This window comes from Petrotoga sp. 9PW.55.5.1, from assembly GCF_003265365.1.
Lineage (GTDB): Bacteria > Thermotogota > Thermotogae > Petrotogales > Petrotogaceae > Petrotoga.
This window is the reverse complement of the sequence record NZ_AUPM01000031.1, coordinates 22,464-40,296: the sequence shown is the minus strand read 5'-3', so window position 1 is coordinate 40,296 and position 17,833 is coordinate 22,464. Positions and strand designations below refer to the sequence as shown.

Annotated in this window: 17 protein-coding genes and 1 tRNA gene; 5 read left to right on the top strand and 13 right to left on the bottom strand. The window is 31.2% G+C overall.

The features are described from left to right. Positions 1–53 precede the first annotated feature (53 nt). The gene (aglA, locus tag PW5551_RS04655) at positions 54–1,454 is read right to left on the bottom strand and encodes an alpha-glucosidase AglA (RefSeq protein ID WP_113074632.1); all 1,401 of its coding nucleotides are present in this window, start codon (positions 1,452–1,454) and stop codon (positions 54–56) included. A gap of 206 nt (positions 1,455–1,660) precedes the next feature. On the opposite strand from aglA, the gene PW5551_RS04650 reads away from it, so the two are divergent. The 3 genes from PW5551_RS04650 to PW5551_RS04640 all read left to right on the top strand — a co-directional run bounded on the left by PW5551_RS04650 (position 1,661) and on the right by PW5551_RS04640 (position 4,916). Beyond that, entirely contained in the window at positions 1,661–2,821 is a 1,161-nt protein-coding gene (locus PW5551_RS04650; RefSeq protein ID WP_113074631.1) for a glycerol-3-phosphate acyltransferase, read from the top strand. Between the two features lie 62 nt (positions 2,822–2,883). After that, entirely contained in the window at positions 2,884–3,552 is a 669-nt protein-coding gene (locus PW5551_RS04645; RefSeq protein WP_113074630.1) for a response regulator transcription factor, read from the top strand. Between the two features lie 50 nt (positions 3,553–3,602). Continuing rightward, a complete protein-coding gene (locus PW5551_RS04640) occupies positions 3,603–4,916 on the top strand; it encodes a cell wall metabolism sensor histidine kinase WalK (protein ID WP_146738328.1) in 1,314 nt (437 codons plus the stop codon). Positions 4,917–4,940: 24 nt separating this feature from the next. Here the strand turns inward: PW5551_RS04640 and PW5551_RS04635 are convergent, their stop codons facing one another. From PW5551_RS04635 to PW5551_RS04595, 9 genes are all read right to left on the bottom strand, one after another. Continuing rightward, positions 4,941–6,650, bottom strand: a complete 1,710-nt coding sequence (locus PW5551_RS04635) for an NADH-dependent [FeFe] hydrogenase, group A6 (RefSeq protein WP_113074628.1) — start codon at positions 6,648–6,650, stop codon at positions 4,941–4,943. Continuing rightward, on the bottom strand, positions 6,647–7,861 hold the full coding sequence (locus PW5551_RS04630) for an NADH-quinone oxidoreductase subunit F (RefSeq protein ID WP_113074627.1): 1,215 nt from the start codon (positions 7,859–7,861) through the stop codon (positions 6,647–6,649). Before PW5551_RS04630 ends, PW5551_RS04635 begins: the two co-directional genes overlap by 4 nt. A gap of 15 nt (positions 7,862–7,876) precedes the next feature. Then, a complete protein-coding gene (locus PW5551_RS04625; protein WP_113074626.1) occupies positions 7,877–8,296 on the bottom strand; it encodes an NAD(P)H-dependent oxidoreductase subunit E in 420 nt (139 codons plus the stop codon). 161 nt (positions 8,297–8,457) lie between these two features. Then, complete coding sequence (locus PW5551_RS04620; RefSeq protein WP_113074625.1) at positions 8,458–8,898, bottom strand: PspC domain-containing protein; 441 nt, start codon at positions 8,896–8,898, stop codon at positions 8,458–8,460. Between the two features lie 32 nt (positions 8,899–8,930). Next, positions 8,931–9,476 carry a DUF402 domain-containing protein gene (locus PW5551_RS04615; RefSeq protein ID WP_113074624.1) on the bottom strand — a complete coding sequence of 182 codons (546 nt, stop codon included), beginning with the start codon at positions 9,474–9,476 and terminating at the stop codon, positions 8,931–8,933. 20 nt (positions 9,477–9,496) lie between these two features. Beyond that, positions 9,497–10,732, bottom strand: a complete 1,236-nt coding sequence (locus PW5551_RS04610; RefSeq protein ID WP_113074623.1) for a DUF1015 domain-containing protein — start codon at positions 10,730–10,732, stop codon at positions 9,497–9,499. 2 nt (positions 10,733–10,734) lie between these two features. Beyond that, on the bottom strand, positions 10,735–11,166 hold the full coding sequence (gene ybeY, locus PW5551_RS04605) for an rRNA maturation RNase YbeY (RefSeq protein WP_113074622.1): 432 nt from the start codon (positions 11,164–11,166) through the stop codon (positions 10,735–10,737). A gap of 10 nt (positions 11,167–11,176) precedes the next feature. Continuing rightward, a complete protein-coding gene (locus PW5551_RS04600; protein ID WP_113074621.1) occupies positions 11,177–12,553 on the bottom strand; it encodes an HDIG domain-containing metalloprotein in 1,377 nt (458 codons plus the stop codon). 27 nt (positions 12,554–12,580) lie between these two features. Next, complete coding sequence (locus PW5551_RS04595) at positions 12,581–13,462, bottom strand: PhoH family protein (RefSeq protein ID WP_199562199.1); 882 nt, start codon at positions 13,460–13,462, stop codon at positions 12,581–12,583. Positions 13,463–13,675: 213 nt separating this feature from the next. On the opposite strand from PW5551_RS04595, the gene ylqF reads away from it, so the two are divergent. After that, positions 13,676–14,491: a ribosome biogenesis GTPase YlqF gene (ylqF, locus tag PW5551_RS04590; RefSeq protein ID WP_113074619.1), complete on the top strand. Its 816-nt coding sequence runs from the start codon at positions 13,676–13,678 to the stop codon at positions 14,489–14,491. Positions 14,492–14,520: 29 nt separating this feature from the next. On the opposite strand, the gene PW5551_RS04585 is transcribed toward ylqF, so the two are convergent. From PW5551_RS04585 to PW5551_RS04575, 3 genes are all read right to left on the bottom strand, one after another. Next, entirely contained in the window at positions 14,521–15,111 is a 591-nt protein-coding gene (locus PW5551_RS04585; protein ID WP_113074618.1) for a phosphate propanoyltransferase, read from the bottom strand. A 13-nt stretch (positions 15,112–15,124) separates the two neighbouring features. Then, positions 15,125–16,222 carry a GTPase gene (locus tag PW5551_RS04580; RefSeq protein WP_113074617.1) on the bottom strand — a complete coding sequence of 366 codons (1,098 nt, stop codon included), beginning with the start codon at positions 16,220–16,222 and terminating at the stop codon, positions 15,125–15,127. 141 nt (positions 16,223–16,363) lie between these two features. Continuing rightward, positions 16,364–17,635: an MFS transporter gene (locus PW5551_RS04575; protein ID WP_113074616.1), complete on the bottom strand. Its 1,272-nt coding sequence runs from the start codon at positions 17,633–17,635 to the stop codon at positions 16,364–16,366. Positions 17,636–17,734: 99 nt separating this feature from the next. Here PW5551_RS04575 and PW5551_RS04570 point away from each other — a divergent pair. Further along, positions 17,735–17,808 (top strand) — tRNA-Gln (locus PW5551_RS04570). The last annotated feature ends 25 nt before the right edge of the window (positions 17,809–17,833 follow it).

The window sequence follows — 17,833 nt, the reverse complement described above, 5'->3', positions numbered from 1 at the left end:
TTCCTTCACCTCCTTACATGAGAATTTTCTGACATTTAATTTTAAAAAAACTTTTATTGATTATAGCTTTTATAATGTTCCTTCATTTCTTTATTAAAAGGCAAATTGAATATTTCATCCCATAATTTAGGAATAGCGTTATAATCTTTTGTCCTAGGATCTCTAACTAAGACTTCTTCAAGAATTTTTCTATCCCCTGTTGTGAATGCTTCTATAGCCATTTCCATTCTTGTTATTCTTGGAATTAAATAATATTTCTTTATTTTTTCTGGTAAATCAGGTTCTATTTTTTCGGGAATTATTCCGTTTTTATTTACCGTTACCGGGACTTCTACAACTACATCATCTGGTATAGACTTGATTGTTCCGTTGTTCAATACATTTAAAAATAGTCTTGCTTCTACATCGTTTGTTAATGCGTTTATAAAAGATATTTGTTGTTCTCCACTTAATTTCTCTTTTGGAAATTCCTCTGGCCAATTTTCTGTTATTTTTATTTTTGGATCTTTTGAAACTTGTATAATTTGTCTTTTAATTTGTCTTAATTCCTCATAGAATTTTGGCCTTTCTACTTCGTTATCTATAGCCCCGAATTTTCCATACCATTTCTTTTTTGCTTCTAAACTATTGTGATGTTTCCAATTGCAGTTTCTTGTTGTATCTCCTATGGGTAATAATCCATAAAATTTGTACATGTCTATAACAGCAGGGGCTAAGTGAGTATCCCATGGATCCTTAGGTTCCCAATTTTTTGATTCTTCTTCTATCCATTTGTCTAATATAGTATAACCGTCTTCACCTTTGTATAAAAATCTATTCAACCAAATTCCATGGTTTACTCCAGCTACTTGCCAATCTATTTCTTTCTCATCTAACCCTAATGCTTTAAAAACCTCATGAACTCCTCCCACTCCGTGACAAAATCCTACAACTTTAACGTTTGTTAGTCTTTTTATTAGCTGAGTAATTTCAAAAACTGGGTTAGCTGTTTGAATAAGCCATGCGTTGGGACATAGTTTTTCAACGGATTTTGCTATATCGAGTGACATTTTTAAATGGTTATAATTAGTAAACGTGTAATAATCAGAAACCATATTGAATTCTTGACTATCTATCCCCCTGTAATATCCATACCTATCTGCAACATCTCTCATTATTTCATAACTTACATACCCATCTTCATGACCAGGTGCTCTATATAAGGCTGTGTTTATTACAAAATCTGCATCTTTAAGTGATTCTTCTCTATTAATTGTTTTTTCGAATTTTAAATCCCCACCTATTTCTTGAGTATATCTTTTGGTTAAATTTTCTACAGCATTTAATCTTTCCTCATCTATATCCATGAAAGAAACTAAGCTTCCGTTCAATTCTTTTGTTTTAACTAAATCTCCTACTAATTTAACTGTGTATCTTACACTACCTGCTCCTATAAAAGATATTTTTATGGGCATGTTTATCTCCTTTTAAATTAATTCATTCTAAAATCGAATATATTTATAACTATTTTAAATTAATATAAATAAAAAGTCAACTTTTATTTTACCTAATTAGAGTTAATGACATCCCGTTAAGTTGAAATATTTTTGATTATCTTGATTTTTCTTACTTTTTATAAATTTTTCTAAAGGAAGTATAATTTAATTGAGAGGTGATAAATATGAAATTAATGATTTCTTTAATAGTTAGCTATTTTATAGGTTCTGTCCCATGGAGTTATATCTTTGCAAAGGTATTTTCTGGCAAAGATTTAAGAAAGGTAGGTACAAAAAACGTAGGTGCTACAAATGCTTGGAAAGAAGCTGGACCAATAGCAGGTATTTTATCTTTTTCTGGAGATGCGACTAAAGGTATTTTAGCTATTTTATTTGGAATGCTACTAAGCTTAGAAAAAAGTTGGTGGCCTTTATTAGCATTAGTTGCGATAATTGGTCATTCTAACTCAATTTGGCTGAGAGGTAAGGGAGGCGTAGGTGTTGCTGCGGCTGTCGGATCTTTTGTTTTATTGTTCCCGTTAGAATCTGCTGCTTTTGGAATATTTGCTGGAACGCTGTGGCTTACTTTCGGTAAAGGGATAATGTTTGTTCTATCAATTTTATGGCCTTTTGTCATTTTGATTGGTTTTTTAAGAGGAACAATTAATTTATTGGGTACAATTTTTGCTCTCGTTATGGTTGCTTGGTTGTTCGTTAAAGGTTGGAAAAATTTGAAATTATCTTTCGAAGATATAAAAGGTCCGCTCAAGGATAACTTTGTTAGAAGAAAATTGTGGAGATATATGGGACTGTTGTTTCCTGCATTAGCTTACCCACTTTGGGGACCAGTAGTTTTTAGATATATAGTTTTGATAGCAGGTTTAATAGCTCTTATTCTTGAATTAATTAGAAGATATTCAAAAAGTCTTAATAGAATATTAAAAAAGATTTTTAAGTCAGTTAGTAAAAGTGAAGAAGCTAGCAATGTTTCTGGGACGAGTTATTTTCTTATGGGTTGTGCTATAGCCGGTCTTTTCCCTGTTCCTTATTCCTTGATTTCTATTGTAATGTTAGCTTTGGGGGACTCATGGGCTGTTTTAGTGGGTAAAAAGTGGGGAAAGCATCAATGGATAAAAGGAAAATCAATTGAGGGAAGTATTGCTTGTTTTATGATTTGTTTAGCATCAGGTGCAGTCTATATGAACTTAATTGGGATACCAATTACTTATTTGGCTTTAATAGTTGGTGCGATAGCTGCGACTGTTATGGAAGGTTTAGGTAATTGGTTAAACGACAATTTAAGTATTGCTCCAATCGCTGCTTTTTTTATGTGGGTTATTTCATAGAATATTAATTTAAATGTCAGAAAATTGAGTGTGTTAAAATTAATATATCTGAGGTGATAATAATGAAGATTTTGGTTATTGAAGACGAAGAGAAACTTGCTAATATAATAAAAAGAGGATTAACTGAAGAAGGATACTGCGTCGATGTAGCATTTGACGGAGAAGAAGGTGAAGATTATGCAAAATACTCGTCTTATGATTTAATTATTCTTGATATTATGCTACCAAGAAAAGACGGTATAACTGTTTGCAAAAACTTAAGAGAGGAAAATATAAACACTCCTATTTTAATGTTAACGGCAAAAGATAGTATAGAGGATCGAGTAAAAGGATTAGATTCTGGAGCCGATGATTATTTAGTTAAACCTTTTGACTTTGATGAACTTTTTGCAAGAGTTAGGTCTTTACTTAGAAGAGAATCTTTCACAAAAAACCCCGAACTGAAAGTAGGGGATTTAACGTTGAATACTCTAACACGGGAGGTCTGGAAAGGCGATAAAAAATTAAAACTTACTCCTAAAGAGTATAATATTTTAGAATATTTCATGAGAAATCCGAAGATCGTTGTTACTAGAACAATTTTAGAAGAAAAGATGTGGGACATAGATTTCGAAGGCAATTCAAACGTTATAGATGTGTATATAAGAAGACTTAGAAAGAAATTGGAAGATAAAGATGGGAAAATTTTAGAAACTGTTAGAGGAGCTGGTTACAGGTTAAGAGTTTCGTGAGATTTTTTAAAAGCATAAAGTTTAAATTAACACTTTGGTACCTGCTTATAATGGCAATTTTATTGTCAATGTTTGGGCTCACTTCGTATTATGCTTTAAATTATAGCCTATATGACAATATTGATAATTTTCTAATTACTAGAATGGATGATTTTGTCAAAATACTAAACAATGTAGAAAGTGCAGAAAACATTGAGAACATAAAAGCGTTACCGAACGAAATGATTTATATCTATGACACAGAAGGTAACTTATTAAGGTTCTATGGTTATTTTACGAAAATTCCTGAAATACCTCAAAAAATTGAAACAGCGGAAAGTGATGCGCCTTTCTTTTTTAACATTAATACTGATGTTGATTGGAGCGCTAGATTTTATATATCAGAAGCTAGTTTAAAAGATAATTCATCAGTTGTAATTTTAGTTGGGAGATTTACAAACGAAATAGAAAATGTTTTATCTCGTCTTGAAATGATCTTGATCATAACAGGGATATTGGTAATGATTTTAGGAGGAATAGGTGGTTTTTTTTATGCTTCCTATTCTCTTAAACCTGTTGAGAAGATTATAAGTACTGCAAAAAATATAGAAGAAAATAACTTAAATAAAAGAATTGAAATTAAGACAGACGATGAATTAGGAATGTTGGCCTCGACTCTTAATCAAATGATTTCAAGATTAGAGAAAGCTTTTGAACAACAAAAACAATTTACAGCAGATGTCTCACACGATTTGAGAACACCTCTTTCTATTATTAAAGCAGAAAGTAGTCTTTCTTTAAAAAAGGAAAGAAGTAGTGAAGAATATAAGAAATCATTGCAATTAATCTTAGAAGAAACTGCTTATATGTCCGAAATAATTGATAAATTGCTTTTCTTAGCTAGAAGCGATAATAAAACGCAATTTTATAATTTTGATAAAGTAAATTTAGAAGATTTACTAATAGAAGTAATTAAAAAAACTAAACCATTATTTAAAGAAAAAGGGTTAAGCTTAGAAATTAGTCAAATAGAAGAAATCACAGTAATTGCTGATAAAGAAAAGATAAAAGAAGCAATTTTAAACGTTCTTGATAATTCTTTAAAATACACTAATGAGGGTAAGATTAGTGTTTCTCTTAAAAAAGAAGGAAATTATGCCGTTATAACTATTAAAGATACAGGAAAAGGAATATCAGAAAAAGATTTATCTAAGATTTTTGATCGTTTTTATAGAGGGGATAAAGCAAGAGCTGGAAGCGATAAAAGTACAGGATTAGGATTAGCTATAGTAAAAGAGATAATTAACGCACATAATGGAAGTATCGATGTTAAAAGTAAACTAGGAGAGGGAACTACTTTTTCTATACTGTTACCTGCAAAATAAAAGGGCCGATAAGGCCCTTTAAATTTAGCTTCTTGCAACGTAAGAGGTATGTAACAATTCGTGAGATTTTTCGCTTAAGGGTTCGCCTAAGAATTCTTCATACAATACTTTTATTGCGGGATTTTCATGAGATTTACGAATAGGAAGAGAGCTATCAACTTCATATATAGCTTGCATTCTCTTATTAAGAGTTTCATTATTAGTAGGAATAGGTTGACCACCCCCACCAATACAACCTCCGGGACAAGCCATAAATTCAACGAAATGATATTCTTTTTCACCTTTTTTTATCATTTCTAATACTCTTCTTGCATTTCCTAAACCGTTTGCTACGGCTACCTTTACATTTATTCCATCTATAGCTACTGTTGCTTCTTTTATACCTTCAATTCCTCTAACAGATTCAAAATTCAAATTTTCTAATTCTTTACCAGTTATTACTTCATAAGCTGTTCTGAGGGCAGCTTCCATTACTCCTCCTGTTGCTCCAAAGATAGCTGCTGCTCCTGAAGAAATTCCTAGCGGTTCATCATACTCTTCTTCTTGAAGGTTCAACAAATCTATACCTGCTAACTTGAACATTTTAGCTAATTCTCTTGTTGTCAACACATAATCAACGTCACCTTTCATCTCAGGTCTTACTCTTTCATATTTCTTTGCGGTGCATGGCATTACAGAAACAACAACCATCTTTTCCCTTGGAATTCCAAGTTTGTTTGCATAATAAGTTTTAGCCACCGCCCCAAACATTTGTTGAGGAGATTTACAAGTGGATAAATTATCTATAAACTCCGGGTAATTATGCTCTAAAAACTTTATCCAACCAGGACTACAAGAAGTAAATAGTGGCAATTTCCCATTATCTTTAAATCGCTCTAAGAATTCATTTGCTTCTTCCATTATTGTTAAATCAGCAGAAAAATTGGTATCAAATACCTTATCAAACCCTAATAGTCTTAAACCAGCAACCATTTGCTTAGTGGCTATTTTACCAGGTTCTCCTCCAAATTCCTCAGCTATAGCCACCCTTACTGCGGGTGCAGTTTGTACTATTACAAATTTATCTTCATCAGAAATAGCGTCCCATACTCTTTCCATATGATAAACTTCATGTAAAGCTCCTGTTGGACATTCTAATATGCACTGCCCACAGTTAGTGCAATCAACGTTTCCCATTCCCTTATCCATAAAAGTAGTAACGTAAGTATCTGGTCCTCTGTTGGCTATAGTTAATATATTAACAGATTGAACTTCAGAACATTTCCTTACGCACCTATTACAAACAATACATTTTTGTGGTTCTCTTACTATTGAATAACTACTTTCGTCTTTTGAAAGCCCATTAGAGATAGGAGGCACTCTTACTTCAGTAACTCCAATTTCTTCAGCTACTTCTTTTATCTCACAACTACCCGATTTTGAACAAGTTAAACAATTTAAATTACAATCTATACCATGAGAGGCTATTATTAATTCCATAATGGTTTTTCTTGTTTTTCTGACTCTATCTGAATGAGTATAAATCTCCATTCCATCAGTTATTTTTGTAACACAAGAAGGTTTTAAAGTTCTCTCTCCTTTTATCTCCACCGAACAGAGTCTACAACTTCCAAATGGTTCAAGCTTTTCCGAATAACAAAGTGTGGGGATTTTAATATGAGCACTTTTTACCGCATCTAAAATACTCATTTCCTTGTCAAATTCATATTCTCTATTATTTATTTTAACTTTCATACTTTCACCTTCTTGTTATAGAATTTATCAAATAGAGATAAAATTAAATTTAAAGAAGATTCTCCAAACCCACAGCGAGCTGCACTACTGACAGCATATTTTATATCAGATATAATTTCTATTTCTTTAGAAGTGGGATATCCTCTTTTATATATATCAGAAACTATTTTACTGATATTTTTGTTTCCTTCCCTACATGGGAAACAAGTCCCACAAGTTTCATCTCTAAAGAAATCTGAAACGTTCTTTGCAATTTCAAGATAGTTTCTTTCAGCAGAAACTACAATCATTCCACCAGAACCGATATTGCTACCCATTTCTTGGAGATTTTCGTAAGTATAAGATACATTAACCTCTTCTTCTGTTAATACTTCTGTAGAAATACCTCCAGGTATAACAAATCCAAGTTTTTCTCCTTGGACGCCACCGGCTAAATCATTTATTATTTCTTTTATGGTTAAACTTCCAAACTCCACTTCGTAAACACCAGGTTTCTTGACATCTCCACTTATTGAAACTAATTTTGTCCCTCTACTTCTTTCTGTTCCCATTTCTTTGTAAGGATTGTTATCATATTTCATTATTTCTGCAGCGGCAGCTAAAGTTTCAACATTGTTAACCACAGTTGGTTGCCCATACAATCCCTCAAAAACAGGTAATGGAGGTTTAATCCTAGATTTTCCTCTGTCACCTTCTATTGAATTAATTAAAGAAGTTTCGTCACCACATACATATGCACCCGCTCCTCTAACTAATTTTAAATCAAACGAAAATCCTGAATCTAAAATATTTTTACCTAAAACATTTTTTTCATATAATTTTTCTATTAGTCTTTTTATAATCTTGATAGATTCTACATATTCTCCTCTTATATATATATAACCATAATTTGAACCTGTTGCATATCCACTTATTATAATTCCTTCAAGAACTTTAAAAGGTAGATTTTCTAATAAGAACCTATCTTTGAAAGTCCCAGGCTCTCCTTCATCGGCATTACAAATAACAAATTTGGTATCGTTTTTTATCGAATAAACAGTTTCCCACTTTATTCCTGTAGGAAACCCAGCTCCACCTCTTCCTCTTAAACCACTTTCTTTTATTTTATTTATAACATTTTGTGGACCCATTCTTAAAGCATTTTTTAGGCCACTAAATTCATACTCCTCGATACTTTTTCCCAAATCTGTTTTTAAAAAAATCTTTTCCATTATCTACCTACCCTCCTATTCTAAAGAGTCAAGAATTTGAATAGCTTTTGAAGTAGTTAAATTGGTATAGTAAGTATCGTTAACCATCATAACTGGGCCTTCATCGCAATGCCCTAAGCATTCCACAATTTCTAACGTGAATTTTTTATCTTCAGTTGTTTTGTGATTTTCTATCTTCAAATATTCTTTTAATGTCTTAACTATATCTGAAGAATGGTTCAACCTACAAGAAACACTGTCACAAAGACGAATAATATACTTGCCAGTCGGTTCCAAATGAAACATTGAATAAAAACTTATAACACCATATAAATGTGCTTTTGGAATATTCCTTTTTTTAGAAATTCTAAAAATATCTTCTTCAGAAATAAATCCATAAGTTTCTTGAATATCATGTAGTTCTTCTAACAACTCTTTTTGATAGAACTTTTCCATACTTCCTTCTAACCTCCTTTTGCTTTAATAGAAAATTAATATGTCAAAGATATATTTAAAACTTTTTAGAAACAATTTGTCTTGTGAAATATATAACTCATTTTGTGAAAAAAAGAACATAAATTATACGAATCATTCAATTTTCATTTTCATATTATTCCTTATTTCTTTGAATGAGAAGTAGAAATCATATATGCTCCAATGCCAATCAATAAAATGCTTAGTACAATTTTGACAAAATTTTTGAGGAAAAATGTAGACGGCACTACTATACTAATTAAAATAATAATTCCAACAGCAATAAATAATAAAGCTAATAAACCTACAGCAATTCTTTTATCCTGATCTTCTAATTTATGGCGTGTTTGGTATGATTCTTGGTGCACTGTGTATTCATCTTCAACTTTAGTATATTCTTCGTTAGGCTCAAGAGGGATTATAAATATAGCTAGGATGTATAAAACGACTCCAAACCCTCCTAAAAAAGTCAAAACTATCCATAATAATCTGATAATAACAGGATCAATTTCAAAATACTCTCCCAAACCACCACAAACTCCGGCTAAAATTTTATTTTTTTGGGAACGATACAATTTTTTCATTACTGTTTTCCCTCCCAATGGAGTTTAATTTATTATATAAAAGAAACCTCATTTTTCAAAAGCCAATTAATAGCAGTTACACCAAATCTCAAGGAAAGAGAGTTGATTATACCTGAATAATTAAAATTATTGACTAAATTCTCGAAATCGATTAAAATATCACTAAGATCAGATAATGCTATTTCCCCTCGTTCATAGGCTGAAATTGTTTCTTCCATATCTAGAATTTTATACTTTAAATTATTATAGATAACTATATCTAATTCCTGGTCATAAAATTCTATAAGGTTATTAGACACATTATATTTTCCAAAATCAATATATATAAGGTAATTCGACATCTCTCCTTCTTTATCGCGGTAATAAGTTAGCATCAAATTACCCTTTGGAGATAATAAACGCTTTATAAAATCAACTGAGTTATGCGAAGACAAAATTTTCCATCTTCTCTTAATACCATATGTATCTTTTCCAAATCTAACTACTTGTTCCAAATCGATTTTTTCATTTACAGCGTGTGTTTGAATCTCTTCTATTTTATTAGTTAAATCAAAGTTATAGTATTTTATATTTATCACCTCTTAAAAGAGGAAAAATATTAATCTAACGGGTGAATTAACAAACCGCTTCTCAATTTTGGTTCAAACCAGGTTGATTTTGGAGGCATCACTTTATTCATATCAGCAACTTTCATTAATTGGTCAAGTTGGGTTGGATACATGGAAAATCCAACTGCCCAACCTTTTTTGTCAACCCATTTTTCAATTTCCTTCAAACCTCTTATTCCACCTAAGAAGTATATCCTTGAATCAGTTCTAGGATCTTTTATGGAGAGTATAGGCTCTAACAACTCTCTTTGTAATATTTGAACATCAAGATTTTCGACGGGATCATCGTTTACTTCTTGTTTGAAAGTTAGTTTATACCATTTTTTTTGAAGGTACATTCCAAAAGTATGGGGAGCATCGGGAGAAAAAGGAGAAACTGGTGCTTCTTCAAGATCAAAAGAAGTAGATATTTTATTTAAAAACTCTTCTACCTTTAAACCATTTAAATCTTTAACAATTCTGTTGTAAGGAAGAATTCTTAATTCGTCATGAGGAAAAATTGCCGCCATAAAAAAATTGTATTCTTTTTCGCAAGAGTAGTTGTTATCTTTTTCTTTCATAATCTTTTGAGCTCTTGACGCTGCCGCTGCTCGATGGTGCCCATCAACAATATAAAGATTTTCTATATGGTTAAATGCGTTTTCTATATCTTTTACGAACTTTTCATCTTCTATTTTCCATAGTTCATGCGTAACGTTTTTTTCATCAGAAAAGCAATATAGTATTTCCGTGTTTTCTAATGCATCATTGATTATTTTTTTTACTTTTTGATCAGTCTTAAAGGTCAAAAAAACTGGTCCGGTTTGTGCTTTTAATTTAAGTATATGGTTAGTCCTATCTTCTTCTTTATCTCTTCTTGTTAATTCATGTTTTTTGATTATTCCCTTATCGTATTCATCGACACTTACGGTAGCAAAAATACCGGTTTGAGAAATGCCCTGCCAAGTTTCTCTATATATATAATAAGATGGATTTTCATCTTTATATAATGTTCCTTTATTTATAAAAAAATTGAGATTTTCTCTAGCCTTTTCATATATTTTGTCTTTTGAAGAGTCAGGCCCAACTTCTACTTCAGATCTTGTTACTCTAAGAAAAGAATTGGGATTTCTCTGAATTATCTCTTGAACCTCTTCTTCTTCTAGTACATCGTATGGAGGACATGAAAAACATTGTTCTACCCCCTTATGTGGCCTTAATGCTTTAAATGGTCTTACTGTTGCCAACTTTATCTCCTCCCCTTTTTTATAGTTTGCTCAAAATATCTATCCTGAGTATCAAACATTCTTTTTGCTTCCTCCTCAGAGTTTTCATGGTCATAGCCAATTATGTGAAGAATCCCGTGTATGATTATATAAAAAAATTCCTCTTCAAAATTATTGTTAAAGAAAGGAGCTTGCCTTTCTATACTTTCCACAGAAACAACAATATCCCCAATAGTTTCTTGATCGATCCCATAAGAAAAAGATAAAACATCTGTAGGTTCATCTTTTTTCCTATATTTATTGTACAAAATTATACCTTCATCATCAGTGATTAAAATATTTAATTCGTAATTCCCATCTCCTATTTCTTTTTTAAGAACATACTCAACAACATTTTTCAACTTTTTTTTGTCTATTTCTTTTGTATCTTGATGATTAAAAATATTTATAATCATTTTTTTCTCCTTACTCTTTAAGCTCTTTTGTTTCTATTTTCGGATATGATATTCTTTTATGATTCATTTCCATAATTGTCCTAACAATTCTTCCCTTTATTTTTTTTATTTCTCTAAGAGTTAGTTCACAGTCATCCAATTGACCTTCAAAAAAAAGAGAATTTATCAAATTATCAAGTTTTTCATTAAGTTCAACTGCATTCAAATCTTTCATAGTTCTAGTCATAGCTTCTGTAACATCACAAATCATCAATATCGCGGATTCTTTGAATTGAGGAATAGGGCCAGGATATCTAAACATGTTTGCATCTTTTATCCCGGTTTGATTATAGTACTCTTGATAAAAAAATTGTTTAACTCTAGTCCCCTGATGTTGAGCTATCATATCTTCAATCAATATTGGTAGTCTGTGCTTTCTTGCCAATTCTATTCCATATGTAACATGATTATTTAGAATAAGGGAACTCAGTTTTGCACTAATATCTGAATGAGGGTTCTTATTTTTTTGGTTTTCAGTAAAAAATTGAGGCCTCCATACTTTTCCTATATCGTGAAAATATGAACCAACCCTAGCTAAAATAGTTTGACCATCAATTATTTCAGTAGCGCTTTCTGCCAAATTGGAAATAATCATACTATGATAATACGTCCCTGGAGCTTTCAACGAAAGCTCCTTTAAAAGGGGGTTACTTAAATTACCTAGTTCAAGTAATCCAATTTCAGAGTAGACTCTACTAATATACTCAAAAAAAGGCAATAAACCCATAGTTATTAAAATACTAAAAAAGTTCATCTCCAAAATCATCAAATAATCCAAAGGTGAATAATACAAATTAATGGTATAGGAAACAACAATCTGAGTTAACGATGCTACCAAGAAAGGAATTATTATTTCTATTCTTCTCTTTATCCTTCTGGCAGAAAGAGCAACGAATGCTGCGGGCAAAAATAAAAATATTGTAAATTTCAAATCAAAACCAAATAGTATCCCAAAATATAAAGAAAATATAAGGCCAGAAATTAGTCCAGTTGAATAATCAATCAAAAGGGTTATTATCAATGTACTTAAAATTGTAGAAATAGCAAAAATGTTTACATATTTATAAACTAATAAGTTTATGAATATATTCAAAAAAAGCGGCGTTAGAAATGCCGCCCAATAATTTTTAGGATGAAGATTAAACATTTTATGTTTTCTTAATAAAAATTCTCCTATAAATATCCATAAAACTAAAAAAACGAGGCTGTATTTTAACTGAAAATCAAAAGTTACCTGTCCAAATACTATCCATTCAGCAAAAATAGTTAGAACTATAAAAAGTGACACTCTTAATAAGAAGTTCCCATTCTTTCTTAAAAATTCATTTAACCTATTTTTTTTAGCCATAAAGAAAAAAGCACATCCTTTTGTTAATTACCCTTCGTTTTCATATTCCTCATAGGCCCTTATGATTTTTTTAACCAAAGGATTTCTTACAACATCATTGTTTGAAAGTTCTATAAACTTTATCCCTGAAATACTTTCCCCCAATACTTTTTTTACAGAAAGCAAGCCTGAGTCTTTCTTTTTTTCTAGATCTATTTGAGTAATATCACCTGTAATAACTACTCTTGAATTAAAACCTATCCTTGTTAAAAACATTTTCATTTGCTGATAGGTTGTATTCTGTGCCTCATCCAATATAATAAATGAATTATTAAGAGTTCTTCCGCGCATGTAAGCCAAAGGTAAAATTTCTATAATACCTTTTTCTCTATATGAAACTAACTTATCGGAATCCATAAAATCTAGTAATGCATCGTATAACGGTCTCAAATAAGGGTCTACTTTTTCATAAAAATTCCCAGGTAAAAACCCCAACTTTTCTCCTGCCTCTACCGCAGGCCTAGTTAATATTATTCTCTGAACCTTTCCTGATCTTAAATAATCAACTGCCATTGCAACAGCCAAATAAGTTTTACCTGTTCCTGCAGGGCCTATACTAAAAACTATATCGTTATTTTTCAAATAATCTATATAATTTGCTTGACCTTCAGTTTTGGCAAATATTTTTGTTCCAACGATACAGGTATTTACTACCTCTTTCATCGATTTTTGTTTCTCTTCAGTCTTTAGACCATTTCCATTAGATTTATATCTCGATACAACATATTGAAACTCATCCCAATCAAGCAAATGTCCCTCATCTAAAATTTCTAACAATTCTGAGAATATTTTTGATGTTGTATTAACCGAGTCATCGTCCTTGCCTTCTATGTATATTTTCCTGTTTTTATAATGAATATCCACATTCATTTCTTTCTTAAGATATTTGGTTCTACTATCGTAGGCCCCGAATATTTCAATAGGCTCTACATTTTCAGGAATTGAAATAGAATATCTCGTAATTCAATATCCCTCCTCTTGGGTTTTTTGATAAAATAAGGTATACTTTTATCATTGAAATTATATCACAAATCATATAAAATTAAGAGTCAAATATAAATGCTGATTAGAAGGGGTTTTAAGATGTGGTATCCTGGCCATATAGAGAAAGCCAAAACTTTAATAAAGAGAAACCTTAAGTTAGTCAACGCTGTTGTTGAAATCCTAGATGCTAGAGCACCATTGGCAAGTAGATCGTATGAAGAAGGACAGCTTTTTAGAAATAAAAAGAGAATCATTATTTTGAATAAAAACGACCTGTGTGATTTGAAAAAAACCAAACTATGGGAAGATTATTATAAAGAAAAAGAAAATGAAGTTTTCTTACTAAACTTTAAGAATTTAAACATCAGAAAATTCTTCATTAAGAATATTTATCCACTAGTCCCTCAAAAATTCAATGAAAAAAGTTTAATGATTGTAGGTATACCAAATGTTGGAAAATCTACTTTTATAAACCAACTAAAAGGTAAAAAATCAGCAGCTGTTGGAAACAAACCCGGTATTACTAGGGGAGTGCAATGGATAAACATTGACAAAGGATTAAAATTACTTGATACTCCTGGAGTTTTGTATCCTAAACTTTTTAACAAAGAGCTTATAAATAAATTAATACTCATTGGTTCACTAAAAGCTGAAGATGTTGAAATGGATGAAGCAATCTCTTATGCATTCGAGTTTTTGAAAAAAGAATATCCATCACTTTTAGATGATATTGTTAAACAATGGAACAATTTGGAAAACTCTTATAAATTCATAGAGAAATTTTGTGAAAAGAGAAACTTCGTGAAAAAAGGCGGTCTTATTGACTACGAAAGAGGAAGGAATATTTTTTTAAAAGAATTATCCGAAGGAAAATACGGAAGAATAACTTATGAAGTTCCTTCAGATTTTGACTAAATAAAAACCGGTGTAAACACCGGTTTTTATTAAAAAGATTCTATTATTTTGACTTGATCTCCGTTATTCAACAAAGCTGCGTTTGCTTCGTCGATGTCAACATGAAATTCTAATGCAAATTTTTCACTTACTCTTATAAGAACATCTTGAAATATTAATTTACGCCCCTCTTTATCACAATATATGGAAACTAAATCCTTATCTTTTACCCCATAAAGATCTGCATCTGATGGAAGCATGTGTATATGTCTTTTAGCTATTATAACTCCTTTTTCTAGCTCTATTTCCCCCAAAGGACCTTTTATTCTTATGCCAGGAGTTCCTTCAATATCTCCAGAATCTCTAACTGGTGGAGTAACTCCTAATTTAAAAGAATCTGTTCTAGAAATCTCTACTTGTGAATTTTTTCTTACAGGCCCCAAAATCCTAACTTTTGCAAAGCTTCCTTTTGGCCCAATTAATTCAACACATTCTTCTGAAGCATACTGCCCAGGTTGTCCTAAAGGCCTTAAAGGAGTTAGTTCATAACCTTCACCAAATAACTTTTCTAAATCTTCGTGTGACAAATGTACATGCCTATTTGATACTCCTACAACTATACCAGGTTCTTTCAGTTTCAAGATTACACCTCCACTATTTCATTGATTTCCTAATTGTTATACTAAGTTCTTTGGGTTTTGAAATCTCAGCTATCAGTGGTCCTCTTTTAATGGAAAGCCACCCTGCACCAGATATGGCCAAATCATTCCCTTTTTCAATTTTTAAAATCTGTTTTTCAAAATTTATAGTATCATAACTAAAACTTTCATAGTAAGGGGGGAATAGAACTTTCCTGTTAGAAAGTAACTCTTCGACTCTTTCTTCTTTTGCCCTGTGAGCAGATATACCCTCGGGTACAAACAAAGTCATTATTGGGGGAAGATCTCTCACTCCATTTTCTAAGACCCTTATCCAAAACAACCCACTGACAAACAACACATTTCTTTTATTAACAGTGAAAGTTTTAGTCAGTAATTTTTTAGATGGAATCATCTTAACCTGTGAATAAACATCAAAAAAATCACATAATCTATCCTGAGTAAAAATACCAGGACTATCATATAATTCTAAATTAATATCGGTGATTTTTGTCTTTAATACTTTTAATGTCGTTCCGGCATAAGCACTAATGGTCAGATTTTTTCCTGAAATTTTATTTAAGAAAGAAGACTTCCCAACGTTAGTAACTCCTATTACCAGAGCTTTTTCTTTTTCGGTCTGGTTAAGAAAGTCTTTCGCCTTTTCTACACCTATTCCTGATTTAACACTAATCATCTTAACATTATTTTCTAAGATATTAACGTTCATTTCTTTTATTCTTGAAAAGATCCATTTTTTAAATTGAATGTATGAAGTGCTTTTTGGTAATAAATCTATCTTATTTACTATCAAAACTACGTTCTTTCCTGTCAATTTTTGAGCAATTTCTTTTCTAAAGGTGCCTTCAAAATCTATGGCATCTACAACCCAAATAATCGTTTTAAAATCGTTTATAATCTTATCGATATCCTTAGCAAAATCAGATTCAATACTTAGAGGTAATAAATGGTTATAATGCTTTAATTTAAAGCATCTTTGGCAAACAACCTCTTCATTATTTACTAATCTTTCTTCTAATACATCTTTTGGTATATATCCAGGCTTTTTTGAATTTTCTACCTGAATTTCTATACCACAACCTTCACACTTCATAAAAGTTATCAACTCCAAAAAGAGTTTTTATTAAAAAATCACTAATTTATTCTCTCACAAATTCTTTTCTTATAATTGAACGCATGTTAAAAAAGTCCGAATGTATAAAAGCTTCACATTCGGACTTTATATTTTAAATAACTAATCTATTTCTTTTTTTAAGGTTTCGGGTAAAAAGATAAAATTTAATATACCGGTAACAGCAAAAAGAAAAGCTATTCCTATCAAACCTATGTTTATTAAATTTCTAGAAAGAAAAAACGAAGTGTAAAACGGAGCAATGAATCCAGCAAGCCTCGTTAGTGCTCCTGCAGCACCGTTAGCAGTACCTCTCATAGTTGTTGGATAAAGTTCTGGTGTATAAGCATAAGTTAAACCCCACATGCCCATACAGAATATTGAAACTACCAAACTGAAAATCAAAACCATTAAATTAGAGGAAACAGCTGCAAAAATTATTGAAGAAATGGTTGTTCCTAAAGCAAAAAACAGGACGCTTTTTCTTCTCCCAATTTTTTCTATCAAATAAGCAGCAAATAGATAACCGGGTAATTGAGCTAAAAACATATAGAAAGTATACCAGTCAGTCAATACAACATCTATTCCTTTCTGAGCTAAAATACCTTTTACCCAAACAAAAATTCCATAATAACCTACACTCATAGTAAACCACAAAAGAAAGACATTCAAAGTTCTAGATAGATACCCTTTTTTAAAAAGAGCATTGATAGTAACTTTTTCTTTCTTTGGCAAGACAATTTCTTCTTTAATTTTGTAATTAAATGATTTTTCAAACTCTTCTTTTTTATCTTTTATTAGTAGATACTTAGGAGATTCAGGAACTGTAAACAAAAGTAAAAGTGGAATAAAACCTACACCCAGAAAAAGATAATCTAGTCTCCAAGTAATGTTTCTCGCTAGAAACATATGAATTATTGCAATGAATATACTTCCAAACGCCCAACTAGTTTCCAAATAAACTAAATACCTCCCCCTAATCGAAACATTTAAAAACTCTGTTAAATATGCATTCAAAACAGGCATAGAACCTCCAAATCCAATCCCTGATAAAATTCTAAAAACCATAAAAAGTGTTGGAGAATCAACAAAACCACTTAAAACGCTAAAAAGACTTCCTATAAACAACAAAAAGATAGCGGATTTTTTTCTTCCAAAATAATCAGAAATTATACCTGCGCTCAACGTTCCAACAAACATACCAATAAATGTAGAACTAGCTATCGTAGAAGCAAATACATTTGATAATTGCCATTCGTCGATTAAAAGTGGAAGTGTAAAGGATGTAATCATAACATAGGCAGAAACAATAGCCCAACCAAACGAGGTAATAAAAAGCAGATAATTTCTTTGAGATTGGGAAACAGTTTTTTCTATTAATAGATCAAAAGTCATATTAAACCCCCATAAAGATATTGTATATACTGTGTATATTTTAACATTTTCAAACTTGCTTGTCAATTAATTTTTTTTATGATATAATGATTGTGTCATTGGGGGATCGTCTAATGGCAGGACAGCGGACTCTGACTCCGTTAGTGGAGGTTCGAATCCTCCTCCCCCAGCCATTTTATAAAATCAAGCCCCTTGTTA

Excerpts from the sequence above, each read along its gene's own strand:
- PW5551_RS04600 (WP_113074621.1), bottom strand. The coding sequence starts at position 12,553 with ATGGCTAAAAAAAATAGGTTAAATGAATTTTTAAGAAAGAATGGGAAC.
- PW5551_RS04640 (WP_146738328.1), top strand. The coding sequence starts at position 3,603 with ATGGCAATTTTATTGTCAATGTTTGGGCTCACTTCGTATTATGCTTTA.
- PW5551_RS04620 (WP_113074625.1), bottom strand. The coding sequence starts at position 8,898 with ATGAAAAAATTGTATCGTTCCCAAAAAAATAAAATTTTAGCCGGAGTT.
- PW5551_RS04625 (WP_113074626.1), bottom strand. The coding sequence starts at position 8,296 with ATGGAAAAGTTCTATCAAAAAGAGTTGTTAGAAGAACTACATGATATT.
- PW5551_RS04635 (WP_113074628.1), bottom strand. The coding sequence starts at position 6,650 with ATGAAAGTTAAAATAAATAATAGAGAATATGAATTTGACAAGGAAATG.
- PW5551_RS04595 (WP_199562199.1), bottom strand. The coding sequence starts at position 13,462 with ATGAATGTGGATATTCATTATAAAAACAGGAAAATATACATAGAAGGC.
- ybeY (WP_113074622.1), bottom strand. The coding sequence starts at position 11,166 with ATGATTATAAATATTTTTAATCATCAAGATACAAAAGAAATAGACAAA.
- PW5551_RS04580 (WP_113074617.1), bottom strand. The coding sequence starts at position 16,222 with ATGAAGTGTGAAGGTTGTGGTATAGAAATTCAGGTAGAAAATTCAAAA.
- PW5551_RS04650 (WP_113074631.1), top strand. The coding sequence starts at position 1,661 with ATGAAATTAATGATTTCTTTAATAGTTAGCTATTTTATAGGTTCTGTC.
- ylqF (WP_113074619.1), top strand. The coding sequence starts at position 13,676 with ATGTGGTATCCTGGCCATATAGAGAAAGCCAAAACTTTAATAAAGAGA.
- PW5551_RS04645 (WP_113074630.1), top strand. The coding sequence starts at position 2,884 with ATGAAGATTTTGGTTATTGAAGACGAAGAGAAACTTGCTAATATAATA.
- PW5551_RS04575 (WP_113074616.1), bottom strand. The coding sequence starts at position 17,635 with ATGACTTTTGATCTATTAATAGAAAAAACTGTTTCCCAATCTCAAAGA.
- PW5551_RS04630 (WP_113074627.1), bottom strand. The coding sequence starts at position 7,861 with ATGGAAAAGATTTTTTTAAAAACAGATTTGGGAAAAAGTATCGAGGAG.
- aglA (WP_113074632.1), bottom strand. The coding sequence starts at position 1,454 with ATGCCCATAAAAATATCTTTTATAGGAGCAGGTAGTGTAAGATACACA.